The 25,451-nt window shown below is 67.8% G+C and carries 18 protein-coding genes; 6 read left to right on the top strand and 12 right to left on the bottom strand.

Annotation, left to right across the window (positions count from 1 at the left end):
* Positions 1-32: 32 nt before the first annotated feature.
* A complete protein-coding gene (locus tag EV374_RS17935) occupies positions 33-1,091 on the top strand; it encodes a LacI family DNA-binding transcriptional regulator (protein ID WP_486485816.1) in 1,059 nt (352 codons plus the stop codon).
* Positions 1,092-1,148: 57 nt separating this feature from the next.
* Here the strand turns inward: EV374_RS17935 and EV374_RS17940 are convergent, their stop codons facing one another.
* The 12 genes from EV374_RS17940 to EV374_RS17995 form a co-directional block, all read right to left on the bottom strand.
* Positions 1,149-1,544 (bottom strand): hypothetical protein, encoded by a 396-nt coding sequence (locus EV374_RS17940; RefSeq protein WP_132236801.1) that lies wholly within the window; start codon positions 1,542-1,544, stop codon positions 1,149-1,151.
* 31 nt (positions 1,545-1,575) lie between these two features.
* Complete coding sequence (locus tag EV374_RS17945) at positions 1,576-3,585, bottom strand: hypothetical protein (RefSeq protein WP_132236913.1); 2,010 nt, start codon at positions 3,583-3,585, stop codon at positions 1,576-1,578.
* 356 nt (positions 3,586-3,941) lie between these two features.
* Complete coding sequence (locus EV374_RS32615; RefSeq protein WP_165947824.1) at positions 3,942-4,103, bottom strand: hypothetical protein; 162 nt, start codon at positions 4,101-4,103, stop codon at positions 3,942-3,944.
* Positions 4,104-4,501: 398 nt separating this feature from the next.
* Positions 4,502-5,878: a pectate lyase family protein gene (locus EV374_RS17955; RefSeq protein WP_486485828.1), complete on the bottom strand. Its 1,377-nt coding sequence runs from the start codon at positions 5,876-5,878 to the stop codon at positions 4,502-4,504.
* Between the two features lie 181 nt (positions 5,879-6,059).
* Positions 6,060-7,571 carry a family 43 glycosylhydrolase gene (locus EV374_RS17960; protein WP_132236805.1) on the bottom strand — a complete coding sequence of 504 codons (1,512 nt, stop codon included), beginning with the start codon at positions 7,569-7,571 and terminating at the stop codon, positions 6,060-6,062.
* Between the two features lie 140 nt (positions 7,572-7,711).
* Positions 7,712-9,199, bottom strand: a complete 1,488-nt coding sequence (locus EV374_RS17965) for a family 43 glycosylhydrolase (protein ID WP_132236807.1) — start codon at positions 9,197-9,199, stop codon at positions 7,712-7,714.
* Positions 9,200-9,340: 141 nt separating this feature from the next.
* Positions 9,341-9,982, bottom strand: coding sequence for an AbfB domain-containing protein (locus tag EV374_RS33495; protein ID WP_486485817.1), 642 nt, complete (start codon positions 9,980-9,982; stop codon positions 9,341-9,343).
* Between the two features lie 781 nt (positions 9,983-10,763).
* The gene (locus EV374_RS17975) at positions 10,764-12,305 is read right to left on the bottom strand and encodes a family 43 glycosylhydrolase (RefSeq protein WP_132236809.1); all 1,542 of its coding nucleotides are present in this window, start codon (positions 12,303-12,305) and stop codon (positions 10,764-10,766) included.
* A gap of 433 nt (positions 12,306-12,738) precedes the next feature.
* Entirely contained in the window at positions 12,739-14,259 is a 1,521-nt protein-coding gene (gene arfA / locus EV374_RS17980) for an arabinosylfuranosidase ArfA (RefSeq protein WP_132236811.1), read from the bottom strand.
* 53 nt (positions 14,260-14,312) lie between these two features.
* Positions 14,313-15,194 carry a carbohydrate ABC transporter permease gene (locus EV374_RS17985; RefSeq protein ID WP_132236813.1) on the bottom strand — a complete coding sequence of 294 codons (882 nt, stop codon included), beginning with the start codon at positions 15,192-15,194 and terminating at the stop codon, positions 14,313-14,315.
* Positions 15,191-16,141, bottom strand: coding sequence for a carbohydrate ABC transporter permease (locus EV374_RS17990; protein ID WP_132236815.1), 951 nt, complete (start codon positions 16,139-16,141; stop codon positions 15,191-15,193). The genes EV374_RS17985 and EV374_RS17990 overlap by 4 nt, the downstream gene beginning before the upstream one ends.
* Positions 16,138-17,421, bottom strand: coding sequence for an extracellular solute-binding protein (locus EV374_RS17995; RefSeq protein WP_165947825.1), 1,284 nt, complete (start codon positions 17,419-17,421; stop codon positions 16,138-16,140). The genes EV374_RS17990 and EV374_RS17995 overlap by 4 nt, the downstream gene beginning before the upstream one ends.
* Before the next feature lie 323 nt (positions 17,422-17,744).
* Between EV374_RS17995 and EV374_RS18000 the strand changes: the two genes are divergently transcribed.
* The 5 genes from EV374_RS18000 (at position 17,745) to EV374_RS33500 (ending at position 25,438) form a co-directional block, all read left to right on the top strand.
* A complete protein-coding gene (locus tag EV374_RS18000) occupies positions 17,745-18,803 on the top strand; it encodes a LacI family DNA-binding transcriptional regulator (protein ID WP_132236819.1) in 1,059 nt (352 codons plus the stop codon).
* 1,170 nt (positions 18,804-19,973) lie between these two features.
* The gene (locus EV374_RS18010; RefSeq protein ID WP_132236821.1) at positions 19,974-21,374 is read left to right on the top strand and encodes a family 43 glycosylhydrolase; all 1,401 of its coding nucleotides are present in this window, start codon (positions 19,974-19,976) and stop codon (positions 21,372-21,374) included.
* Between the two features lie 36 nt (positions 21,375-21,410).
* Positions 21,411-22,850, top strand: a complete 1,440-nt coding sequence (locus EV374_RS18015; RefSeq protein ID WP_132236823.1) for a glycoside hydrolase family 43 protein — start codon at positions 21,411-21,413, stop codon at positions 22,848-22,850.
* 87 nt (positions 22,851-22,937) lie between these two features.
* Entirely contained in the window at positions 22,938-23,822 is an 885-nt protein-coding gene (locus EV374_RS18020; RefSeq protein ID WP_486485818.1) for a glycoside hydrolase family 43 protein, read from the top strand.
* A gap of 143 nt (positions 23,823-23,965) precedes the next feature.
* Entirely contained in the window at positions 23,966-25,438 is a 1,473-nt protein-coding gene (locus tag EV374_RS33500) for a family 43 glycosylhydrolase (protein ID WP_486485819.1), read from the top strand.
* Positions 25,439-25,451: the final 13 nt, after the last annotated feature.

The raw sequence follows: 25,451 nt of genomic DNA on the forward strand, positions 1-25,451 counted from the left end.
CCCGGACCGGCCGGCGAGGAGAGGAGGCTGGGGTGTCGCACGCCAGGTCAGGGGAGGTGGTCGCCGGCCAGGACCACCGGCCGGACGATCCGTCCCGGCCCGTGACGATCTCCTACATCGCCCGGAGCGCCGGCGTGTCCGTCCCGACGGTGTCCAAGGTCATCAACGGTCGGTCCGGCGTGTCCGCCGACACCCGGGCGCGGGTCGAGGCCCTGATCAGCCGGTACGGATACCGCCGGTCGTCGCCGGCCACCCGCAGCAACATGATGGAGCTCGTCTTCGACGAGTTGCAGCACATGTGGGGCATCGAGATCATCCGCGGGGTCGAGCGGGTCGCCCGTGAACAGCGCGTCGGCGTCGTGCTGACCGAGTTCGGGCCGGAACGCAGCGCCATCCACTACTGGATCGACGACACCCTCGCCCGCCGCCCCGACTGCGTCATCACGGTGGCGCAGTTGACCGACGAGCAGCGCGACCAGCTACGTGCCAGGGGCATCCCCTTCGTCGTGCTCGACCCCACGAGCGAACTGCCCGACGACGTCCCCTTCGTCGGCGCCACCAACTGGGCCGGCGGCCGATCAGCCACCCGCCACCTCATCCGGCTCGGCCACCGCCGCATCGCCGTCATCGCCGGGCCAGAGCACGTCCTGTGCAGCCGCGCCCGGCTCGACGGCCACCGCGCCGCCATGGACGCCGCCGGCCTCACGGCCGATCCGGGACTGATCAGCAACGCTCCGCTGACCACCGAGGCCGGCCACGAGGCCGCCCTGGCGCTGCTGAGCCGCGAACCACGGCCGACGGCCGTCGTCGCCGGCAACGACCTGCAGGCGGTCGGCGTCTACCGCGGCGCCCGCGACCTCGGCCTGCGCATCCCGTCCGACCTCAGCGTCGTCGGCTTCGACGACCTGCCCATCGCCGCCCTGATCGACCCGCCGCTGACCACCGTGCGTCAGCCGATCGTCGAGATGGCGGTGGCGGCCACCGAACTCGCGCTCGCCCTGGGCCGGGGAGAGCGGACGACCCAGGTCGGCATGGAGCTGGCCACGACACTCACCGTCCGCGGCAGCACCGCCCCGCCCGGGGGCCGGTAGGGCATGCGTGACAGTCGCGGGTTCCGGCCCGCTGGCAGACGCTGATTGTCGGCGGGGCTACAGGTTGTTGATTCGGGCCAGTAGCTCTGCCTCGGTCAGGTCTTCCAGGACCGCGTCCTGCTTGCGGCCCAGGACCGCCAGCAGCTTCTCCTTCTCCAGCTTCTTGGCCGCCGCCGCCTTCGCCGCCTCGTCCTCCGTGAGGCGGACGGCGATGATGTGCTTGACGACCTCCAGCTTGGTCTCCAAGGTTGCCTTGGCCGGATTGGCCTCGGTGGCCACGAACGACTCGGTGTCGACGGCCTTGAGCTCGGCGTGGACCGCCTTGGCCACATCATCGAGGCTGAAGCCGGACCTGGCGGTCAGCGGAAGCTCCCACAGCTGTTCCGTGGTCAGCAGTCCCTTGGCCGACGGATAGCGGAACTTCTCCCTGGTGGCCTTCTCGAAAATGGTCACGGCAGCCTCTCTGAAATTTCTGGGTAGGGAATCAGAACTGGATGCTGATGAGGCGGCGCCGGCCGCCGGTCATGGTCACCTTGGCGACCACAGAGCTGCGGACCGTGGAGCTGAAGCCGAGGCCGGACAGCTGATCCGGAGACGGCTCGCACTTGGTGCGATCGCCGAGAACCTCGAACACCTTGCGGTGCGGTTGCAGGTCGCTGCGGAGGAACTCGTTGTAGATCCCCCGCGTCGGCTGGTCGTTCACGCACCCCTTCAGGATGAAGAAGTAGTGCCGGTTGCCGACCTCGTTGTCGTCGAAGTAGTTCGGCGAGTACATGATGGTGGACACCGGTACGAACTGTTCGGTGGTGATGCCCCACAACTCCTTGCCCGCGCTGCCCGGCTGCACGTCCTTACCCGGCCGGAAAACGGTGATCACCCCGCCGGTAACCGTCATCCGGCCCACCTCGACGGTCTCCTTGTGGCCGACCGCGCGCTCGTGGCTGTAGTGCTCGATCTTCCCGTTGCTCTCGGTCTCGATCACGAAGCCGACCTGGGTGCTGTCCCGCTTGCGGTACTGGTTCACCTCGATCCGGTACTCACCGTCGGGGACACGGTCGGCCCAGGTGACGTTCTCCACCGGCTCGCGGGAGAGCGTCCCGCTGGCGTTCATGTCGACGTCCAGCTTGTTGCGCTTCTCCCGGTACCAGATGTGGTCGCCGTTGGGTTCGTACACGTGCAGGTCCAGGTCGTCGTGGTTGAACCAGGACAGGCTCACCCGCAGCTTGCCGGTGACGTTGCCGCCGGCCCGCTTGACCTTCTCCCTGATCGAGTCGGTGACGTTGCCGCCGTACGACCAGCCGAAATCGTTGTCCCACTTGAACAACCGCGGAGCAGTCGGGTGCCGGCCGGTGGTGAGGCTGACGAGGTGCGGCTCGTGGGTGTTGGCGACCCACAGGTCGATGGTGGCGGCGCCGGGCAGGATGTCCTTCATGAAGGAGACCACGGAAATCTCCTCCGGCTTGGCGTCGCGTAGGAGCGCACCTGACGACCGGGTGGTGGCTGCCTGCATGAGCAGCCCTTCGATGCCGTCCTTCATCCGTGCCTGGGTGTCGTTGTCGACCCACAGCACGTTGGTGACCGACACGTCGGACAGCCGGGCGAACCGTCGCTGCAACGACTCCTCGATACCCAGCTCGGCAATGGTCCTCATGGCGGCCTTGACCATGCCCGGGGTGATCAACGCCGTGGGGCGCTGGTAGTTCTGCGGCGCCACCTTCGCCTCGAACGACCGGACCGCCTGCTCCAGGTCGACGCCCGTGGAGAGATCCTGGACGAGGGTGCCGATCACGGTGTTGCGGAACCGGGCCGCCGGGTTCATGGCGTTGGCGAAGACGAAGGCACGTCGGTCGGTCGCCTGGGTCCACCGGTTCTGCAGCGAGCGGAACTCGGTCACCGCCCGGCGATGCTCCGCGCCGCGGTAGAGGGCGTTGTCGTCGACGAGGTCGACGACGGTGTCCAGAGCGTGCCGGGTCAGCTCGGCCAGGCCACGCTGGAAGACCTGCACCGCGGCGTCAAAGTTGCCCTGTGCCGCGCCGACGTCCTCGATGCGATGCCGCTTCTCCACCCGGCCGTGCAGGTGGTGCCACACCTCGACCTGGCCGTCGCGCAGCGTTCGGGTGGTCTTCGTCCCGTACTGCGCCTGAGTGGACCGGAAGATGGTGGACAACGGCAGCGAAAGAACGAACTCGTCCAGAGCGGCGGCGACGACGGAGAAGACCGGATCGGATGCCGACACCCCGGACCAGACGGTACGGACCCGCCCGTCGTGGATCTCGACGACGTTGCCGAAGTGCTTGATGAAACCGCGGCAGGTCGAGCAGTCGTACTCGGATCGCTCGCGGAACCGCAGGTTGGTGCCGGCCGGGAAGGAATCGAGAAAGGTGAGCCAGAGTGAGTCCCGGTCGAGACCGTCGCCGACGGCGTACAACTCACCCCTGGACATCGTGGACAGACGCGAAGCCACATCCGCCACGAACTGCTGGAAATCGCCCACCGTTTCATCCCCCTTGATCGCCGGAGATCCTACGCAGCGAACGCCAGTCGGAGGAACGCGTTTCCGGCTGTCCGCACGGTCCCAGACGGGCGCCGGTGGCCGACGGTCAGTCGACCGGAGCGCGTACGGCGGTGGGATGCCGGGCCGGCGGTCAGCAGTTTCCGCCAGTTGACCGGTGGCTTTCCCGCCGGCGGCACCGACGCACCCATCGATCCGGCTATGTGGTGGCGGTGTAGGGCTCGGACAAACTTCCTGGACCGAAATTGAGACCCACGGGTCCGTGTGCAGGACGCACTCAGCCAGGTCACCGCGTCTGGCTGCGGCGTTGTCCAGGGTGGTGACGGCCAGACGGGACTTCATCCGCGAGTCGATGGAAAACCGACGATCCGGTGGGACCAGACGTCCTTGATCGCGCAGAGGTAGACCCTGCCCTCGGCGGTGTGGTGCTCGGTGATGTCGGCCAGCCACAACCGGTTCGGGCCGTCGGCGGTGAAGCCGCGTTGCACAAAGGTCGTCATGCACCAGGCGGACCGACCTTGCCGCCCTGCCGCGACGCTTGCGCTTGCCGAACGCACGCCACCAGCCGTTACCCGAGCAGATCCGCCACGCGGTGCGCTCGACCATCTCCTATCCGGCGGCGCGGGCCTCATCGACCAGGAACCGGTAGCCGAACTCCGGGTCATCGCGGTGGCCGTCCACCAGGGCGTTCGGCGGCGTCCTGCCGACCGCTCCCTCTGGCGTTGGCGCCGACCGGGCCTGTGTGGACGAGCCCATCGAGCCTGCCACCACCAGCAGCGCCAGGACCCGGTCCCGGGCGTGCGCCCCTTCCCCGTGACCAACGGCAGGGCCGGACCCTCCGGAGATACCGGAACGGCCCGGCCCCTGCGGTGCCGTGATCGTTCGAAGCGGCGCCAGATCAGACGCTGATCCGACCGGCCCCGGCGCCCGCCGTGACGATGGACTTCACGTTGCAGGCGGTGTCGAGCTGGTACGGGTACGGGATGGTGGCAACGCTGCCGCCGGTCTGCCCGCCACCCGAGTTGACGAAGCAGTTGTTGCGGGCGACCAGGGAACCGGGACCGGACGAGCCCTCGCCCAGATGGTAGGGATCGGCCGTGTTCTCGAAGTAGTTGCCCTCGACGAGCACCCCGGCATTCATCGTCGATGCGACGCCATAACCGCCGACGTTGCTGTACAGGTTGTTGTAGACGTGGACCGGGTTGCCGAAGCGGACCCGTGGGTGGCGCTGGTTGGAGCCGTCGAACCAGTTGTGGTGGTAGGTGACCCGGAGGCGTCCGACATCCTGGCTGGCGTTGCTGTCACTGTGGCCCAGCAGCATCGACTTGTCATGACCGTAGACCCGGTTCCAGGAGACGGTGACGAAGTCGGAGCCGCGCTTGACGTCGACTGCGCCGTCGTAGCCGCCGGTGAAGCTGTTGTGGTCGACCCAGATGTTGGTGGCCGACTGCTCGACGTTGATCGCGTCGTCGCTCCAGTTGCGGAAGTTCAGGTTGCGGATGATGACGTTGCGGTCGCCGTTGACGGTGAGACCGCAGCCGGAGATGGTCGCTCCGGCGTTGCCGAGAATCGTCTTGTTGGACCTGACCCGCAGCATGCCGAAGCAGGAGATCGTGCCGGACACGCGGATGACCGCGGCGCTGGACGAGCCGAGCGCGCTGGAGAGAGCGGCCGCCGTGGTCACCGTGGTGGTCGCGGCGCTACCGCCGCCGGTGGTGCCACCGTTCTGGGTGGCCCAACCGACCAGGCCGGTCTGTGGCGTTCCAGGATTGCCACCGATGGGAACCATCTGCCACTGCTGGTTCCATCCGTTGAGGTCGGCGTACTGGGAGATCCGTCCGCCGTCGGCGGTGGACCATTCCCACACCTCCATGGCCTTGTTGGAGTGCCGGTTGACCAGACGGACGTACCCGCTGTCCGAGTCGAGCACCTGGAACTGCTGGTTGGTCGCGTTGAGATCGGGCCACTGCCGGTACTCCGCGCCGTCAGCGGTGTTCCACTCCCACAGATCGACAACCTTGCCGCTGTGCCGGGCCTGCAACCGGTAGTAGCCGCTGCCGGAACTGACGAACCGGAACTGCTGCCAGGCGCCGTCGTTGCGGGACCACTGCTGGATGGGTGCGGCGTCGGCGGTCGACGTGTCGGCGACATCGAGAACCTTGCCGCTGTGTCGGTTGACCAGCACGTAGTAGGCGCTGGTGTCGATTGTCGCCGCCTGTGCCGGCGGTGCGCTGACCACGGCGACACCGGCCGCGCCGGCCAGCGCGGTGATCATGGCCAGCGCCAGGCCGCTACGCCGGCCGCGGCGGATCGATCCGCCGCTGAACGGTCTTCTCATGGCTTTCAGGGGCATCGTTCCTCCTGGACTGGTCGGAAGGGCTCGGGGCAGGAACACCGAGGTGGCCGAGAATCGGGTCACCTGAGCCGGTGGGTCGCTGATCCGGGTGGGCGGCTGGCTATTCCAGGTGGAAGGTGGCGGAGGCGCGCTCGGCGCTCGAACTCACCGCTTCCACGTGGAGCAGTCCGCCGCGGTGGCGTACGTACCGGCCCGGGAAGTTCTGCGACTCCAGCGAGAGTCCCGCGCCGTCGGCCAGGCCGGCCCGTCGTTGGAAGCTTGCGTCGCCGTCGAACAGCGTCGAGCCGTCGTCCCGTTCGACGTACAGGGCGAAGTCGCGGTGGCGTAGGTAGTAGCCCGGGAAGTTGGTCGATTCCAGCGACACGGATCCGGCGCCGGCGAGGCCGGCGACGATGCGGAACTGCGAGTCGGCCAGGCTGGTCACGTTCGGCTCGACGCGGGCCCGGTAGTCGTAGTGCCGGACGTAGCTGGCGGTCAGGTCGTGCGAGCGCAGCCGGACCGGCGTGGCCCCGTCGGGCACCGGGATGCCGAGGTTCGGGGTGCCGTCGGCGTTCCAGTACAGCTTCTGGATCCTGGTCCGCCGGTTCGGATCGTTGAGCGGATCGCCCACGATGTCCCGGTAGTTGCGGTCGTGGTAGACCAGGATGTCGCTCTGCCCGTCCTCCGAGACGGTGAACGAGTTGTGGCCGGGACCGTACTGGCCGGTGGCCGCGTTGCTGGCGAACACCGGGGTCGGGCTCTTGCTCCAGGAGGCGGCGTCGAGCAGGTTGGCGGAGGCGGAGGCGCTCAACATGCCGAGGCAGTAGTTCGCGTCCGTGGCGCTGGCCGAGTAGGTCAGGAAGATCCGACCGTTGCGCTGGATCACCGCCGGTCCCTCGGCCACCCGGAACCCGCGGGTCTCCCAGTCGTACGTCGGCACCACGAGCCGGGTCACCGTGCCCGTGATCTGCCACGGGTTGGCGCCCATCCGGGCGAGGTAGACGTTGGAGTTGGTGGAGATGCCGGGCTCCTGCTGCGCCCAGGTCAGGTAACGCACCCCGTTCGCCACGAAGGTCGAGGCGTCCAGGCTGAACGTGTCCCACGGGGTCGTGATCCGGCCGCGCTCGGTCCACGTGCCGGCCAGCGGGTTCGCGTTCGCGTTCTCCAGCACGTACATCCGGATCCGCCACACGTCGTCGGTCCGGCCCGCGGCGAAGTAGACGTACCACCTGTTGTTGATGAAGTGGATCTCCGGCGCCCAGATGTGAGCCCCCATCTCCCCGCTGGCGTGCCGGCGCCAGATCGTCGTCTCCGTGGCGGTGGCCAGCCCCTGCAACGTGGTGGCCCGGCGCAGCACGATCCGGTCGTACTGCGGCACGGTCGCGGTCATGTAGTAGTAGCCGTCGGTGTGCTTGACGATGTGCGGGTCGGCCCGCTGGGCTGCCAGCGGGTTGGTGTAGTTCACCGACGGCGCGGCGTGCGCCGGCCCAGCCGCCGGAAGGCCGGCCGACACGGCGAGAATCGCGAGCACCGCGGCCAGGACCGACCGCAGGCGCCAGCGGGTGTGGCGGGCGGTGGACCCCGGGCTGACTGCCCGGGGGTTGACTGGACGGATCGGGTGCTGATGCAGCATGTGCCCTCCCGGTTGGCGAGATCGGCGGTCAGCGGAGGTGAGCGTGAGGGCCATCCAGCTCCGCGTGACCCGAGTGCGGGTTCGAGGGTGCGGAGCATCCCGGTGGGCAGGCGCGGGCCCGCCCACCGGAATCAGCCGGATCAGTACACGTAGGGCCAGGCAGCGGCGTCGTAGCCGATGCGGTTGATGCCGAGCAGCGACGCGCCGTTGTCGGCGTAGTAGTGGTAGAACAGGTAGTCGCCGTCAGAGTCTGCGAGGAACGCCTGGTGGCCGGGGCCGTGGACACTGCCGTGCGAGGCGAGGATCTGAGTGCCCCCGCCGGAGAGCATGTCCCGACCGGCGCGGTCGACGAACGGTCCGGTCGGGCTTGCCGACCGGCCCACCATGACGCGGTACGTGCTGCTGGCACCCTGGCAGCAGCGATCGAACGAGACGTACAGGTAGTACCACGCACCGCGCTTGACCACGACTGGTGCCTCGATGCCGGGACCATAGGCGGCGAGGCCCTGCATCGAGGTGCCGAGCCGACGTCCGGTGGCCGGGTCGAGCTGGATCGTCTTGATTCCGGACCAGAACGAGCCGAAGCTCAGCCACCAGCGGCCCTGGTCGTCGACCGTGAGGTTCGGGTCGATCGCGTTGAAGTTGTCCGACGTCCGCGACTCGATGACGAGGCCCTCGTTGGTCCAGCTTCCGGAAGCGCCGGTGGTGCTGGTGGCCAGGAAGATCGCCGAGCGGTTGGAGCCGAAGGTCGATGCCGAGTAGTACAGGTGGTAGCGGCCATTGTGGTACGACAGGTCCGGCGCCCACAGGTTGCGGGCGCCACCGGTGTACGTGGTGGTCCACGGCGCGCCACCGGGAAAGACGGCGCCGGCGTTGCGGTAGGTGACCCGGTCGGTCGAGGTCTTCAGCGCGATGTCGTTGCCGGTGTGCGCGAGCAGGTAGGTGCCGTCGGGCCGCTTGACCACGGTCGGGTCGTGGACACCGATGTCTCCCGAAACCCTGATGGGCTGCGGGTAGGACGCTGGCGGGTTACCCGTCGGTGGAGGCGGTGTGGTGGGTGTTCCGCCGCCCAGTCGCACCAACTGCCACTGCTGGTTGGCCCCGTCCACGTCGGAATAACCGGCCAACCGGCCACCGTCAGCCGTCGACCACTCCCACACATCGATGACCTTGCTCGACTGCCGGTTCACGAACCGCACGAACCCACCCGCGGAATCCAGCAACCGGAACTGCTGCGTCGCCGACCCCCGGTCGCTGGTCTGCACCAACTGAGTGCCATCAGTGGCACTCGGCAACTCCAGCACCTTCCCGCTGTGCCGCGACCGCACCTTGTAGTACCCACCACCGGCATCGACGAACTGCCACTGCTGCACCGCAAGATCGTTACGTGTCCACTGGTTCACCGGCGCGTTCTCCGCCGTCGACCAGTCATAGACATCCATCGCCTTACCACTGTGCCGGTTCACGAACACGTACGACGCCGACGTATCCACCGTCGCCGCCGACGCCGACGGCACCCCGAACACCACCCCCGCACCCGCCACCAACACCGCCGCACCCGCGGCCAACCCCACCCGCCACCCACGCCGCCGCGCACCCACCCGCGGCACTAGATCCACACTCACCATCGAAAACTCCTTCTGACAAGAGGCGTCGCAAAGAATCGCCTGGCCGATCTGATAGGGCGCGAGCCCGTATGCGACGTGCGGCTGGACAGCCTGCCGGCTCGGGAAATTGGTCGCGGTCTTCGCTGGATCCGGCTCAGCCGTTCAGTGCCCGATCTGGAACGTGGCGTCGGCCCGATCCATCGCGCTCGAGGACGCGCTGAGCGGGTCGATGCGCAGGACGTAGTTGGCATGGCGCAGGTAGTAGTTGCTGAAGTTGTGCGAGCGGAACGAGGACCATCCGCCGTCGGCGAGGCCGGCGGTCCGATGGAAGGTGGCGTCGGCGGCGAAGCCGGACGATCCGTCGTTGCTGGCCAGGATCAGGACGTAGTTGCTGTGCCGCAGGTACTGGCCGGGGTAGTTGACCGATTCGAACGACACACCCGAGGAATTCGCCAGTCCGGGTCGCAGGCGCCATTGGGCGTCGGCGTAGGGGTCGAACGGGTAGGGGTCGATCCGCGCCGCGTTGCTGGCGTGGCGGATCAGATGGTCGGGGAAATTGTACGACTTGATCCGGTTCCAGTTCGGTGCGCCCCAATGGGACAGCATCGCCGCGTGCTCGGCGGCGGTGATGGGTGCGATGGTGGGGTGCTTGGCGTTCAGCGGCTGGGTGTAGCGTTCCTTGCCGAGCGGGTTCCAACTGTTGCTGTTGATGTCTCCGCTGCGCCAGACGTAGAGTTCGCCGTTGTTCGGGGAGAACGAGTCGCCCCAGAGGAACCATTCGTTTCGGTCGTTGGCCTTTACCACGGTCGAAGCTGCGCGGGGCGAGGCTGCTGGACCGGGCGCCGTAGAGCCGGCCGTCGGCGAAGCTCTTGTAGTACAGGTAGTTCGCCCCGCTCCCGACGTGCATGGTGGCGTCCAGCACGTCGAATCCCGGGTCGAAGTACAGCTGGTGGGCGCTGACCGTACGGAAGTCGGTGGTGTAGTTGACGTAGAAGGAGTCCCGGTTGTTGTTCCTGGCGGAGTACAGGATGCCGTACTGCCCCCGCGAGGCGTCCCAGAACGCCTCCGGCGCCCAGGTGTGGGTGGGCATCGTGTGCATGCGCACCCGGCGGTAGCCGGTGAAGCTGCGCAGGTCGGGAGAGTCCCAGATGTGGATGTACTGGTTCTGCTGCGTGAAGTCCGTGCCCTTGAGGTCGGTGGCGAGCACGACGAAGGTGTTGTCCTGCTTGCGCATGATGAACGGGTCGCGCAGGCCGCCGGTGCCGGCGGTGGGGGTGACGACCGGGTTGTTCTGGTTCAGCGGCGTCCAGGTGAGCCCGTCGGTGCCGATAGCCAGGTGCAGGCCGTAGTTGTTGGCCACCGACGACGGCGACTCGGTGAAGTAGCCCATGACGTAGCCGCCGAAGGCCAGGGCGGCCCGGGCCGGTGCGGCGCCGTGAGACAGGGCGCCGGCGCCGGCGGCCATCGCCGCGGACGCTCCGGCGGCCAGCAGGGTGCGTCGGGAAACCATCGGGTACTCCTTTCCGGCCCCGAATGGGGGCAAGGCGCGAGGTGCGAACGGCCGCGCCGCACGGACGGGGCGGGTTCACTCCCCGGAGGGAGCGGTCAGGGTGACCCCGAGCCGGGCAGGGGTGCCGAAGTTGGGGGTGCCGTCGGCGTTCCAGGTGAACTTCTGGGCTCGGGTGGACCGGTTCATGTCGCAGCCGCCGCCGGCCGAGTCGTTGGCGTGGTAGACGATCCAGCTCTCGGTGCCGTCGGGTGACGTGAAGAACCCGTTGTGCCCCGGGGCGTAGACACCGTTGGCGTCACTGCGCTGGAAGACCGGGTTCGGCGCCTTGGTCCAGTGCGCCGGGTTGAGGGGGTCGCTGCCGGTGAAGGTGAGCAGACCGAGCTTGTAGTCCGGTCCCCAGCAGGCGCTCGCCGAGTAGACGATCATCGTGCGCCCGTTGCGGTACAGCGGTTCCGGACCCTCGTTGACCGGATGGGTCTGCCGCTCCCAGGCCAACGTCGGGGAGCTCAACCGAACTCGGCTGCCGCTGAGCGTCCATGGGTTGCTCATCGGCGTGATGAACAGGCTCTGCCCGTAGCTGCCACCGGGGTTGTACGTACCCATCAGGTAGAGCCGGTTGTTGACCGTCATGATGCTCGCGTCGAGCTGCCAGTCGCTGCCCAGATCGGCCTTGAACGTGTACGGGCCCATCGGGTCGGTGCCGGCGCTTTCCAGCACGTGCAGTCGTTGGGTGGGGTTGAAGTCGGGCACGTTCTGCCCGGCGGTGTAGTAGAAGTACCACCGCGGTCCGTTCGGACCATTGATCAGGTGGAACTCCGGCGCCCACATGTTGCAGCAGCCGTTGGGCCGTCCGGCCAGGTTGAAGATCACCTGATCCTGGGCGGTGGCCAGTCCGGCGAGCGTGGTGGACCGACGCATGGTGATCGTCGAGTTCCACGTCGTCGTGGCCAGGTAGTAAACCCCGTTGTGCACCTGGAGCCACGGGTCGGGGCCGTTGCGCTTGATCGGGTTCGTGAACGTCCGGCTGCCGCCCGGTGGGGTGGTGGGTGTTCCGCCGCCCAGTCGCACCAACTGCCACTGCTGGTTGGCCCCGTCCACGTCGGAATAACCGGCCAACCGGCCACCGTCAGCCGTCGACCACTCCCACACATCGATGGCCTTGCTCGACTGCCGGTTGACGAACCGCACGAACCCACCCGCGGAGTCCAGCAACCGGAACTGCTGCGTGGCCGACCCCCGGTCGCTGGTCTGCACCAACTGAGTGCCATCCGTGGCACTCGGCAACTCCAGCACCTTCCCGCTGTGCCGCGACCGCACCTTGTAGTACCCACCACCGGCATCGACGAACTGCCACTGCTGCACCGCAAGATCGTTACGTGTCCACTGGTTCACCGGCGCGTTCTCCGCCGTCGACCAGTCATAGACATCCATCGCCTTACCACTGTGCCGGTTCACGAACACGTACGACGCCGACGTATCCACCGTCGCCGCCGACGCCGACGGCACCCCGAACACCACCCCCGCACCCGCCACCAACACCGCCGCACCCGCGGCCAACCCCACCCGCCACCCACGCCGCCGCGCACCCACCCGCGGCACTAGATCCACACTCACCATCGAAAACTCCTTCGATTGTCTGGACCGCCCGGACGCCGAGCCCTCGCTCCCGGCGAAGGACGTCGCCATGACGACGCGCGGGCGGTCGTCGACATTTCGACGACGGCGCCCACCACAGCGACCGTCTCGTACGCGAAGCAGGCACTTGCCGAGGGACGTGACAGCGGCATTACATCCGCGTTACAAACTCAATGTTCGCGTTAACATCGATGGCTGTCAAGTAAGCAAAGTTGATCCACATCGACTACTTTGAGCGAGCGTGGAATTGCGTAGCGCGGCACCGCCCGGCCACCGTTAAAGCGTTTCCTGGAGGGTTGTGCACGGCTCGTCGAGAGGGCGGGACACTCTTCGGCACCATCGGTGCACACCCGACTGGACTTCGCCTCGGCGGCCACGCCGACCGAAGCGAAGTCTCAGCCGTGCCGGGGAGCGGTCAGTGGGTCGGTTCCACGGACAGCCGCACGGCCGTCCACGACACCGGCGGCAACACGACCTGAACGCCGCTGGCGTCGGCCGAGAGCTGCCGATTGGGTCGCAGGACGACCCGCTCCTGGTGATCCACAGTGTTGGTCGCACGAACGTCGTCGTCGGACAGAGTCGACGCCTCCACGGTCCGCACCACGAGGCCGAAGCGACTCAGATCGATGGTCAGCTCGACCGGTACGGTCTGGTCGCGGTTGACGACGAAGACCGCCACCTCGCCTGTCGCCGCGTCGTGGGTCGCGACCGCGTCGACCACCGGCGCTTCTCCGTAGCGGGTCGTCTGGTATGTCGGGCCGTCGACCACCGTCCGCAGCACGTCGCCCCGGGCCAGCGCCGCCGTGCGGGCGAACGGATGGAAGATGGTCTGCCGCCAGGCGGGCCCATCCGGTTCGGTGCGGATCGGGGCGATCACGTTGACCAACTGAGCCTGGCATGCCGCGGTGACCCGGTCGCTGTGGCGCAGCAGGGAGATGAGCAGGTTGCCGACGACGACGGCATCGACGACGTTGTACTCATCCTCGATCACCGGTGGGGCGACCTGCCAGTCGTAGGTGTGCGGCTGGTTCTGGTAGCGGGAGAGGTACCAGACGTTCCACTCGTCGAAGGAGAGCTGGATCTTCTTCTTGCTACGCAGCCGGGCACCGATGCTGTCGGCGGTGGCGACGATGCTGTCGACGAAGTGGTCCATGTCGGTGGCGCAGGCGAGAAAGGACCCGATGTCGCCGTCGTGTTCCTCGTAGTAGGCGTGGCAGGAGACGTAGTCCACCAGGTCGTAGGTGTGTTCCAGGACGGTGGCTTCCCAGGCGCCGAACGTCGGCATGCTGGAGCTGGAACTGCCACAGGCGATCAGTTCCAGGCCCGGTTCGGCCGCGCGCAGAGCCCGGGCGGTGGCCGAGGCGAGTTGCCCGTACGCATCGGCGGTCTTGTGCCCGAGCTGCCATGGACCGTCGAGCTCGTTGCCCAGGCACCACATCCGGATGCCGTAGGGTTTCTCCGCGCCGTTTGCCCGGCGCAGATCCGCCAGGTGGGTGCCGGCGCTCTGGTTGACGTACTCGTGGACGTCAAGGGCCTCCTGCACGCCCCTGGTGCCCAGGTTCACCGCGTACATGATCTCGACGTCGGCCTTGGCGGCCCATCGCGCGAACTCGTCGATGCCCACCTCGTTGGTCTCTATGCTGCGCCAGGCGAGGTCCCGACGGCGCGGACGCCGGTCCCTCGGGCCGATGCCGTCCTCCCACCGGTATCCGGAGACGAAGTTCCCGCCCGGGTAGCGGACCATCGTGACACCGAGTTCGCGGGTCAGGGCCAGCACGTCGGTGCGGAACCCGTCCTCGTCGGCGGACGGGTGGCCGGGTTCGTAGAGGCCGGTGTAGACGCACCGCCCCATGTGCTCGACGAAGGTGCCGAAGGTGCGGCGGTTGACCGGGGCCACCACTGCGGCGGGGTCAAGCGTGACGTGAGCGATGTGCATGGCTGTCCCTCTCGGATTGGTGGTCGTGCCGCCGGCGCCCGCAGTCGACGGGATCACTTCAGGGCGCCGATGGTCAGGCCGCCACGCCAGTACCGTTGCAGCAGCAGGAACGCGACGATCAGCGGGACGATGGCCACCAGCGAGCCGATGACGATGACGTTGAACAGGGCGGGGCCACCGTTGCCGATGGTCGCCGACTGGTACCAGGACCGCAGGCCGACGGTGAGCGGATAGAGGTTCTGGTCGCTGAGCATCACCAACGGCAGGAAGAAGTTGTTCCAGCTGGCCACCATGCTGAACAGCAGAACGGTGACCAGCGCCGGCCGCATGGCGGGCAGCGCGACGCTGAGAAAGACCCGGAACTCCCCCGCGCCGTCGATCCGGGCGGCCTCGAGCATCTCGTCGGGTACCGAGTCGTAGACGTAGACCCGCAGCAGGTACACCCCGAACGGATTGAGCAACGAGGGCAGGATCACCGCCCACACCGAGTCGATGAGCCCGGCCTCGGCCATCAACAGGTACGTCGGCAGGACCAGGGCCGTCGCCGGCACCATGATGAGGCCGAGCAGCAGCGCGAACAGCGCGTTGCGGCCGGGAAAGCGCAGTTTGGCGAAGGCGTAGCCGGCCAGGGCGGCGATCACGGTGGCTCCGATGCCGCTGGTGACGGCGTACAGGGTCGAGTTGCCCAGCCACCGCAGGTAGAGGCCGTCGTCCTGGGTGAACAGCAGTCGGAGGTTGCCGAACAGGTGCAGGTCGGCGAACCAGAGCGGGTCCGAGCCGAACAGCCCGTCGTTGTCCTTGGTCGCTGCCACCAGCAGCCACCAGAACGGCAGCAGGAAGTAGATGACGAACAGCGCCATCACCGCGTGTGCGACGATGCCGCCCCCGCCGCTGCGCCGCGCCGGCCGGGTGGCCTCGGCAGTCGGAGTACTCATCGCAGCGAGCTCCTCTTTCGCGTGGCCACCAGGAAGGCGTACGAACCGACGAAGACCGCTGCGCCGAGCAGGAAGGAGATCGCCGCCGAGTAGTTGTACTGCTGGTAGGAGAACGCCTGTTGGTAGGCGTAGACGTTGGGTGTGTAGCTGTTGGTGATCGCTCCCGGGTTGAGCGGCTGCAGGATGAGCGGCTCGGTGAAGAACTGGAGGGTGCCGACGATCGTGAAGACGGTGCACAACACCAGGGCCGCGGAGATCATCGGCGTCTTGATCCGCAACGCGATCTGCACCGCCCCCGCGCCGTCGATCTTGGCGGACTCGTAGACCTCACGCGGTACGCCCTGGAGCGCGGCGTACAGCACGATCATGTTGTAGCCGGCCCACTGCCAGGTGACGAGGTTGCCCAACGAGGCCAGGACGGTGTCACCGCCCAGGAAGTCGATTCCGGTGAATCGGAACGGGCCGGTGTTCTCGCTGTACAGGAAACCCCACATCAGCGTACCGATGACCACCGGCACCGCGTACGGGACGAAGGCCGCCAGCCGCAGCGTCCGCGCGAAACGCGAGCCGACACCGTCGACCAGCAGGGCCAGCACGAGGGCGATGCCGATCATCAAGGGCGTCTGCACGAGTCCGAAGACGAGCACCCGCACCGCACCCGAGCGGAATTCGGGATCGCCGAAGGCCTGGCGGTAGTTGTCGAACGCCGCGAACACCTCGCCCTCCACCAGGGTGGAGCGGTACAGGCTGAGCTTGAGGGCGTACCCCATCGGCAGCAGCAGGAACGCGACGAGCAGGACCGCGAACGGCGCGACGAAGAACCATCCGACAGCGGCCTGGCGGTCGAACCGTCGGCGGTCGGGCACGGACCGCCGACCGCCGTCGCGCGCGCCGGGCCCCGCGGCCGCCGGAGTGGCGGCTGCGGGGACAGGTCGGGTCCAGGTCATGGCGAGACCTTGAAGCCCTGGTTCGACGCGTACGTGGCGACGTTCTGCTGGACGGTGTCAAGCGCGTCCGGCCAGGATGTCTTCTTCTCCACCGCCTGGCCCACCGCAGTGGTCAGTTGGTTGAAGCTGTAGCTGTTGAAGGGGCTCCACGCGAACTCCTCAATGCCGTTGTAGGCCGGCACGAAGACCTCGTTGACCTTCTGGCCGCCAAAGAACTCGTACTCCTTGTTGCGGAAGTAGTCCCAGTCCAGGATCGGCGTGGCGGTCGGGAACAGGAACGCTTCGTCGATGCCGATCTTCCAGGCGTCCTTGTTCGCTCCGAAGATCTCCATGGCGACCTTGGTGGCCTGCTCGGGGTGCTTCGTCTGGTCGGTCACCGCGAACGATGAGCCGCCCCAGTCGCCCTGGGCGTCCTCTCCCGCGGTCCACTGGGGCAGCGGCGCCGCCCGCCATTTGCCGGCCGTCGTCTTGGCCACACTCGCCAGATAGCCAGGCCCCCATCCCGCGGCCAGGTAGGTGGCATACTTCCCGCTGCCCAGCCCGTTGTAGAAGTCCGTCGTTCCGTAGGCGGTGGTGTCGGCGAGGCCGGCGTCGACCATGCCCTCCCAATAGGCCATCACCTTCTTCGCGGGCTCACTGTTAGCGCTAACACCAATATTCTGCGGATTCGCGATGTCGTAGTTGAACGGCCGCGCGCCGGCCTGCCACATGAGTCCAGTCATGAAGCCGCCGTCGTTCGCCCCGAAGTCGGTCATGAACTTGTCCGGCGCCGCCGTCTTCAGTTTCTGTGCCTGCTCCTTGAAGTCCGCCCAGGTCTTCGGCACGGTCAGCCCGTACTGCTCGAAGATGTCCTGCCGGTACAGCATCGCCATCGGTCCGGCGTCGACCGGGATCGCATGGACGGCGTCGCCGTTGCTGACCTGCTTCCAGGCCCAGTCGACGTAGTTGCCCTTGAGGTCGTTCGCCCCGTACTTGCTCATGTCGACGAGATGCTTGGTGAGCTGGAAGGTCGGCAGCTCCTGGAACTCGAGCATCACCACGTCGGGCGCGCCCTTGCCGGCCTTCAGCGCGGTCTGCAGCTTCGTGTACTGGTCCTGACCGGTCCCCGCGTTGGTCCACTCGATCTTGATGTCGGTGTGTGTGCGGTTGAACAGGTCGACGACGCCCTGGAAGGCCGGATACCACGCCCACACCTTGATCGTGACCGGGCCCTCCTGCTTGTCACCACTGCCCGAACTGCACCCCGCCAGCAGCAGGGCGGTGATGACCGCCGCCGCCATGGCCAACGGCCTGCGTCCTAGACTGAAACTCCTGGCACTCACTGGACTCCTCCATCGGAGATCGACTGCTGCGGCAGCCGATGCGTGTGTCACAGAGGCCGGTCGCGGTGCTGGCACACCGTGGCCGGCCGCGAGGGGCGCGGCTTCGCATGTCCTACTGACACCCGCACGCCCCGCGCCCCCGCACCCCCGCGCGCTCGCAGCACGTCCTGATATCGTCTTTGCAGCGCTGCAAAGACAGCATGCCCGGACCATCGATGGACGGCAAGAGGTAACCTGCCGGAAACTCGCGTCGGCCTTCGGCATCGGAAAGGTAGGCCGGAATGCGGCGGGTTGTCACCCTACGGGAGGTCGCTGAGCTGGCTGGGGTCTCCAGCCGGACGGTGTCCAACGTGGTCAATGGTTACGCCAACGTCACCGAGCGCACGCGGGCACGGGTGATGCAGGCCGTCGAGCAGCTCGGTTACCGGCCCAACGTCCTGGCCCGCAACCTCGCGCAGGGCCGCTCCGGGCAGATCGCCGTCGTCGTGCCGTACCTCGACACGCCATACTTCTCGGAGCTGCTGCAGGTAATCATCCGCGCCGCCCGGGTGCAGGGGTACAACGTGCTCATCGACCAGACCGACGGCGACCCCGACCACGAGCGGATGTTCATCCGTCACGGCCGCAGCCGGCTGCTCTTCGACGGCGTCATCTTCAGTCCCCTCGGCCTCGACCAGCAGGCGCTGGCCGACCACGATCCCAGCCTTCCGCTGGTGATCCTCGGCGAGCGGGTCAGCCAGGGGACGTTCGACCACGTCGGCATCGACGATGTCGCGGCGTCCCGGGAGGCCACCGAGCACCTGCTGGACCTCGGCCGCATGCGCCTCGCCGCAATCGGGGACCAGCCCTATCCCACGGGTGAGGCCGCGCAGCTGCGGACGCGCGGGTTCTGCGAGGCGCACGAGCGCCGCGGCCTGGCCGTGCACGAGGAGCTCATCATCGCGACCCCGAGGTTCAACCGGTTCGACGGCGCGGGAGCGATGCGGCACCTGCTCGACCTGCCGGAGCCGCCGGACGCCGTGTTCTGTTACAGCGACCTCGTGGCGCTGGGCGCGATGCACGTACTCGCCTCGCGCGGCTTGCGGGTGCCCGAGGACGTCGCCGTGATCGGCTACGACGACATCGAGGACGGCGCCTACTCGAACCCGCCGGTGAGCACGATCTCCCCCGACAAGCAGGTGATCGCGACGACCGCGGTCGAGCGGCTGCTGCTACGTATCGCCAGCCGCACGCCACTGCCCGGCATGGAGCTGCGCGCGCCGCACCGACTCGTGGCACGGGAGAGCACCGTGGGCCGAGTTGCGGCGGATGACCACCGGCGACCGACCGGCGCGGCGTAGGGCGTGGCCGGAGTCCGCGGTGAGGAGTGAGCGGGCTCGATCGGCCCCGCACCCGCCCGGACCCGGTTTGGCGGACAAGGCGTGCACGTCTCGGGCCAACCGCCGCTACCTGCGTCGACGCGGGATCGCCGCGGCCATCCCGTCCAGGGCCGACCAGGACGCCAACCGGCGCAAACTGGGGTCGAAGGGCGGCCGGTCCCCCGGCCTTCGACCCGTGGCGGGCAAGCAACGTCAGGCGGTGGGTGCGGCATCAACCGCCTGAATCGCAACCGGGCCGTCGGGACCCGATCGCCGTCCGCGCCGGCCGCTCGGGATCGCTGACCAGCCCGCTCAGCCACCTCGAGCACCGTTGACGCTCCACGAACGACAGCGCCTGCCGCCCGCAGCCACCGCGCGATCGGCAATCGCCGCACGTCGTCGGCTGCCGCGGCGAACGCCAGACCGGCTCTCCCCTGCCACCCGTGCGCACAGGTCGGAGACAGCGGGCCGGCCGGCGCGAGTCCCCTGGCGGGTGGGGGGCTCGCGCCGGCCGGGTCCGCCGCTTGCAGGTACCCCCCATCTCGGCGGACGTCTGGTGCGGCTACTGCGGGACGACGGTGGTCAGGCCTGCCGGCCGTGGCGGGCGGGACCCAAGTGAACGAGCATGTTCGATTCCTTGACACTCAAGATGCGAATCGCTAACACTTGCCCGCAACGCGATCACAACGAACGGAACACCTGTTCCTGCCCCAGCGTGACGTGCCGGAGCTGCCGGTGCGGCACGTCGCCCACCACAGAACTGTGATCCCGTCGGGCTACGCGTGATTCAAGATTGTTAACGCTCTCATAGACAGGGACATGCCGGAGGGGAGATCGTGACCGTGGTCGCACGGCGAATAGCAGCGGCTTCGGCCGCCGGTATGCCCACCGGACCCGCCGCACCGCCGAACGATCCAGCGGCCCGGCAGTTCGGGGACACCGGCAGGCCCGACCACCGGTGGTGGCCGGGCCACGGGACCAACGGCCACCACCGCATCCGGCGGGGCGACGGTGGCCGGGTCCTCGGTGTCACCGGCGCGTCCACGGCGGACGGCGCGCCCAGATCGTCAGCCGGGGCGACATCGACACCAACGACCACCTGTGGCGCTTCGACTAGACCGCACCGCTTCCAGCCGACTGTCGGGAGCATCGATGATGCGTTTACGTTCACTCCTCGTGCTCTCCGCCGTGGCCACCGCCGCTCTCGTGGTGGTCGTCGACGGGCCGGCACATGCCGCCACGCTGCCGGCCGGCACCCGTTCGCTGGAATCGGTCAACCAGGCCGGACGGTACATGCGGCACGTCGACCATCTCGGTCAGCTCGGTCCGGTCACCTCCAGCAGCGCCAACCAGACCAAGCTGGATGCCACCTTCACCGTGGTCAACGGTCTGGCGTCCCCGACCTGCCACTCGTTCCAGACCAAGACCGGCTCGTTCCTGCGGCACCGCGACTACCGGCTCCGGGTCGATTCCAACACCGGCGACGCCACCTTCCGGGCCGACGCCACCTTCTGCGCGGTGGACGGCTCGGTCGCCGGATCAGTGGCGCTCACCTCGTACAACTACCCGAGCCGGCGGATCCGGCACCGCGACTTCGCGCTCTGGCTCGACACCTACCAGGACACGGCCGCGTTCCGGGCGGACAGCTCCTTCCGTCTCGTCGCACCGTGGGCGCCCAGGACGACCAGGGGTCCGGTGATCCCGGGCCTCTTCGCCGACCCGCACATCACCGCATTCGACGGGCGCTATTACCTGTACCCGACCACCGACGGCTACGCGAGTTGGGCCGGCACCTACTACAAGGCGTTCTCCTCCACCGACCTGGTCAACTGGACCGACCACGGCGTCACCCTCGACCACGGCCCGGACGTGTCCTGGGCGGACAACTCGGCCTGGGCGCCGGCGGTGGCCAGCGCCAACGGCCGCTACTACCTCTACTTCAGCGGCGGCGCGGCCAGCGGCAACACCGCCAAACAGCTCGGCGTGGCCGTGGCCGACAGCCCCGCCGGGCCGTTCCGCGACGCGCTGGGCCGACCGCTCATCCGTAGCGACCAGTTCTCCGGTGGACAGGCGATCGACCCGATGGTGTTCACCGACGACGACGGCCGGTCCTACCTGTACTGGGGACAGGGCGTCGCGCGGGCGGTGCCGCTGAACACCGACATGGTCTCCTTCGACGCGGCGCAGGCGCGGGTCATCACGCCGTCCGGCTACAACGAGGCGCCGTTCGTGTTCAAGCGCAACGGCCGATATTACTTCATGTGGTCGGAGAACGACACGCGCAGCGAGGACTACCGGGTCGCGTACGCCACCGGCTCCTCGCCCCTCGGGCCGTGGACCAGGCGCGGCGTGGTGCTACAGAAACGGCTCGAGGTCGGCATCAAGGGCACCGGTCACCACTCCGTGGTCCGCGCACCCGACAGCGACACCTGGTACATCGCCTACCACCGGTTCGCCGTGCCGGCCGGCAACGGCACCAACCGCGAGACCGCCGTCGACCGGATGGAGTTCGACGCCGACGGCACCATCCGCCCCGTCGTACCGACCCTCTAGCTGACTTGAACGCCCCTCCGCGAAGGAGAGATACCCATGTCGAGAGTCCTTGCCCGGCTGGGCGCGGTGTCGGTCGCCGCGTGCCTGCTGTTCACCACCTGGTCGGTGGCGACGCCGAAGGAGGCGGCCGCGCTCGACCCGACCGTCGGCTACCTGATGGCACACTTCACCGGCGAGTCGTCGACCGAACAGCAGATCTATCTCGCCCACAGCACCGACGGCCTGCGCTGGACGGACCTCAACAACGGTGGGCTCGTGCTGCGTTCCACCGTCGGCACCCGTGGCGTCCGCGACCCCGCTCTGGTCCGCTCGCCCGCCGGCGACCGGTACTGGATCGTCGCCACGGACCTGTGCATCGGTTGCGGCCAGGACTGGTCGACCGCGATCAACAACGGCAGCCGTAGCCTCGTCGTGTGGGAGTCCACCGACCTGGTCAACTGGTCGGCGCCGTGGCTGCTGAACGTCGCCGGAGCGATCCCGGACGGACGAAACGCCTGGGCTCCGGAGGCGATCTGGAACCCGACCACCGGCGACTACGTCCTCTACTGGTCGACGAACGTCCCGCTCAACGGGACGACCAAGCATCGCGTCTACTCCGCGCGCACGGCGAACTTCCGCAGCATCACGGCCCCGCAGATCTACATCGACCGGCCCGGCAGCCAGGAGATCATCGACACCCAGATCGTCGAGGTGCCGGCCGGCGTCGGCGCCTACCGCTACGTCCGGGCCTCCCGGGACGGCCAGATCACCGTCGAAGGCAGCAACTCCATCCTCGGCACCTGGACAAACCTCGGGAACTTGTCCGGCCTCGGGCTGACCGGCTCCCAGGTCGAGGGTCCGATGTGGCTGAAGTTCAACAACCGCGACGAGTGGGTGCTCTACCTTGACCAGTACGCGTCCGGGCGCGGCTACCTGCCCGTTCTGACCACCAACCCGTCGAACCCCGGCGGCTTCCGGCTGCCGGCGTCCGGCTCGTACGCCATGGGCGGCACCAGGAAGCGGCACGGTTCGATCCTCAACCTGACCGCCGCTGAGCAGAGCCGCGTGCTCGCCCGCTGGGGCACCACCGCGGCCAGCCGGATCCAGTCGTACAACTTCCCGGACCGGTACGTGCGGCACGCCGACTACGACGCCCGCATCGACCCGAACGTCAGCCCCGCCCAGGACGGCCAGTGGCGGCTGGTACCCGGCCTGGCCGGCTCCGGCACGGTGTCCATCCAGTCGGTCAACTTCCCCGGCTACTACCTGCGCCACTACGGGTTCGACTTCCGCCTGGAAGCCAACGACGGCACCGCCGTCTTCGCCGCCGACGCCACCTTCCAGCAGGTCGCCGGCCTCGCCAACTCCTCCTGGACGTCGTTCCGGTCCCACAGCCACCCGGACCGCTACATCCGGCACTCCAACTACCTGCTCCGACTCGATCCGATCACCGACGCGCAGGGCCGTACCGACGCCACCTTCCGCGTCACCAGCTGAACCCGGCCCCTGGGCAGCTTCCGCCGGACGAAGTTCCGGCAGGGCGACATCAAGGCCCGCCCGTTCGCCCGAGAGTGAGGAGACAACATGAGATTTCGGAAGGAACGGAAGGGTGCATGCCGCCCGCTCGTTGCGATGGTCGGCGTCCTCGCGTTCATTCTCGGTGGCCTGGCGGCCCCGCAGCCCGCCTCGGCGGCCACCACACTGATCTACACGACTTTCAAGGGTGACGGGGCGGCGGACCAGGAGTTGTGGGTCTATCAGTCCACCAACGGGGGAACGAGTTACAGCGTCCTCCACGACACGAACTTCCGAGGCCCGACCGGCGTGCTCCGGGACCCGAGCATCATCAAGCGCGATGGCACCTACTACGTCGCGTACACGTGGCAGTCCTGGACGACGAACTCGACCTACTTCGCCGTCGCGCGCAGCACAGACCTGCGGACCTGGACGAACATCGCCACCGTGCCGTCGGGCATCTCCAGCACTCAGAACGTGTGGGCACCGGAGTTCTACGTCGAGGGTGGCACCGTCCGGGTCATCGTGAGTGTCCGCCAGACCACGAACCCGAGCGGCTTTCGGCCATACGTCTACACCGCGCAGAACTCTGGCCTCACGTCGTGGAGTGGCCCGCAGCAGATGAGCGGCCTGGGCTACAACTACATCGACACGTACGTCGTGAAGTCCGGCAGCACCTACCACGCCTTCACGAAGAACGAGAGCACGAAGTACATCGAGCGATGGACGAGTAGCAGCCTGACCAGCGGCTGGACCCGTCAAGGCACCCTGTGGAGCGCCGGCTACGAGGGGCCGTCACTGGTGCGGCTGGACAACGGGCAGTACCGGATCTACGTCGACAGGTACACAAACGGTGGTATCTGGACGGCGACGAGCGCGAACCTCACCTCGTGGACCGGCTTGAGCCTGGTGGGCTGCTCCGGCTGCCGCCACGGCACGGCGATCCCCATGTGAACTGACTCGTCCGGAGTCATCCGTCGGCTCGCAAGCGCCGATACACCAGATGGCTCGATGCGACGTCACCTCGTCACGTCGGAAACACGGCCGTCGAAAGGACTCGCCTCATGCTCGCACGTACACGATCCACCGTCATCGCATTGGTCGCAGCCGTCCTGCTCAGCGTCGGCATGGGCGCCGTATCCACCCCGAGCAGCGCCGCCCCTGGCGCGTCCTTCCAGAATCCCGTCGTCGGTACGCCCAACAGTGCCGACCCGTGGCTCGGCTACTACAACGGCAACTACTACTACACGGCCACCACCTGGACAGGGAACATCTACATCCGTAAGGCGCCGACCCTTGGTGGCCTGCGCACCGCGCCGGAGACCCGGGTGTTCACGATGTCGCAGCCGAACGCGACGTCGAACATGTGGGCGCCGAGCATGCACCTGCTCAACGGCCCGAACGGGCAGCGTTGGTACCTCTACTACTCGGCCGGCCCGAGCGCGTGCTGCGGCGGGCAGCGTCAGCATGTGCTGGAGAGCGCGGGAACCGATCCGATGGGTCCCTACACCTATCGGGGCCCGCTCACTCTGATGCCGAACAACGGCTGGTCGATCGACGGCAGCGTCATGACGGTCAGCGGAGTGAACTACTTCGTGTTCTCCGCGTTCAACAACAACTCCGGGTTCGAAAACGGCGGCCTGCAGAGCCTGTACATCACGCGGCTGACCAACCCGTGGACGCCCGCGTCGTTGGGGACGCTGATCTCTGAGCCCACTTTTTCATGGGAGCGCCAGGGCAACCCCGTCAACGAAGGCCCCTACCCGTTGCAACGCGCCGGCCGCACATTCCTCACCTACTCGGCCAGCTACTGCGGCACACCCGACTACAAGATCGGAGCACTCGAACTGACCGGCTCCAACCCGCTGAGCCGCACCTCGTGGACCAAACTCACCAACCCGCTCTTCCAACGCAACGACACCAACGGCGTGTACGGTCCCGCCCACCACTCCTTCTTCACCTCGCCCGACGGCACGGAGGACTGGATCGTCTACCACGCCAACTCCTCGTCCTCCCAAGGCTGCGGGACCACCCGCACCAGCCGCGCGCAGCGAATCTCCTGGAACCCGGACGGCACGCCCCACCTCGGCGTCCCCGTCTCCACCTCAACGGTCCTGGCCGGTCCGTCCGGCGAACTCAACAACCCGGGCGCGGTGCCCGTCCAACGCTTGCAGTCGTTCAACTTCCAGGACCGTTACGTGCGGCACCAGAACCACGCGGTCCGGATCGACCCGAACGTCGCCCCCGCGCTGGACGGGCAGTTCCGGGTGGTTGCCGGGCTGGCGAACAGCGGATCCGGGTACGTGTCGTTCGAGTCGGTGAACTTCCCCGGCCACTACCTGCGGCACAACAACTATGTGCTGGTACTCGATCCGAACAACGGCTCGACGACGTTCAGGCAGGACGCCACCTTTCGTCAGGTGGCCGGGCTGGCGAACTCGTCGTGGTCGTCGTTCCAGTCGTACAACTTCCCCGACCGGTACGTCAGGCACAGCAACTACACGCTACGGATCGACGTGATCAGCACCGACACCGACCGCGCCGACGCCACGTTCCGCCGGACGTCCTGACATCCCGACCCCG

It is taken from the genome of Micromonospora sp. CNZ303 (genome assembly GCF_004345505.1).

Excerpts from the sequence above, each read along its gene's own strand:
- EV374_RS17965 (WP_132236807.1), bottom strand. The coding sequence starts at position 9,199 with ATGGTGAGTGTGGATCTAGTGCCGCGGGTGGGTGCGCGGCGGCGTGGG.
- EV374_RS17995 (WP_165947825.1), bottom strand. The coding sequence starts at position 17,421 with ATGGCGGCGGCGGTCATCACCGCCCTGCTGCTGGCGGGGTGCAGTTCG.
- EV374_RS32615 (WP_165947824.1), bottom strand. The coding sequence starts at position 4,103 with ATGACGACCTTTGTGCAACGCGGCTTCACCGCCGACGGCCCGAACCGG.
- EV374_RS17955 (WP_486485828.1), bottom strand. The coding sequence starts at position 5,878 with ATGATCACCGCGCTGGCCGGCGCGGCCGGTGTCGCCGTGGTCAGCGCA.
- EV374_RS18010 (WP_132236821.1), top strand. The coding sequence starts at position 19,974 with ATGATGCGTTTACGTTCACTCCTCGTGCTCTCCGCCGTGGCCACCGCC.
- EV374_RS17990 (WP_132236815.1), bottom strand. The coding sequence starts at position 16,141 with ATGACCTGGACCCGACCTGTCCCCGCAGCCGCCACTCCGGCGGCCGCG.
- EV374_RS18000 (WP_132236819.1), top strand. The coding sequence starts at position 17,745 with ATGCGGCGGGTTGTCACCCTACGGGAGGTCGCTGAGCTGGCTGGGGTC.
- EV374_RS17960 (WP_132236805.1), bottom strand. The coding sequence starts at position 7,571 with ATGCTGCATCAGCACCCGATCCGTCCAGTCAACCCCCGGGCAGTCAGC.
- arfA (WP_132236811.1), bottom strand. The coding sequence starts at position 14,259 with ATGCACATCGCTCACGTCACGCTTGACCCCGCCGCAGTGGTGGCCCCG.
- EV374_RS17985 (WP_132236813.1), bottom strand. The coding sequence starts at position 15,194 with ATGAGTACTCCGACTGCCGAGGCCACCCGGCCGGCGCGGCGCAGCGGC.
- EV374_RS17975 (WP_132236809.1), bottom strand. The coding sequence starts at position 12,305 with ATGGTGAGTGTGGATCTAGTGCCGCGGGTGGGTGCGCGGCGGCGTGGG.
- EV374_RS18015 (WP_132236823.1), top strand. The coding sequence starts at position 21,411 with ATGTCGAGAGTCCTTGCCCGGCTGGGCGCGGTGTCGGTCGCCGCGTGC.
- EV374_RS18020 (WP_486485818.1), top strand. The coding sequence starts at position 22,938 with ATGAGATTTCGGAAGGAACGGAAGGGTGCATGCCGCCCGCTCGTTGCG.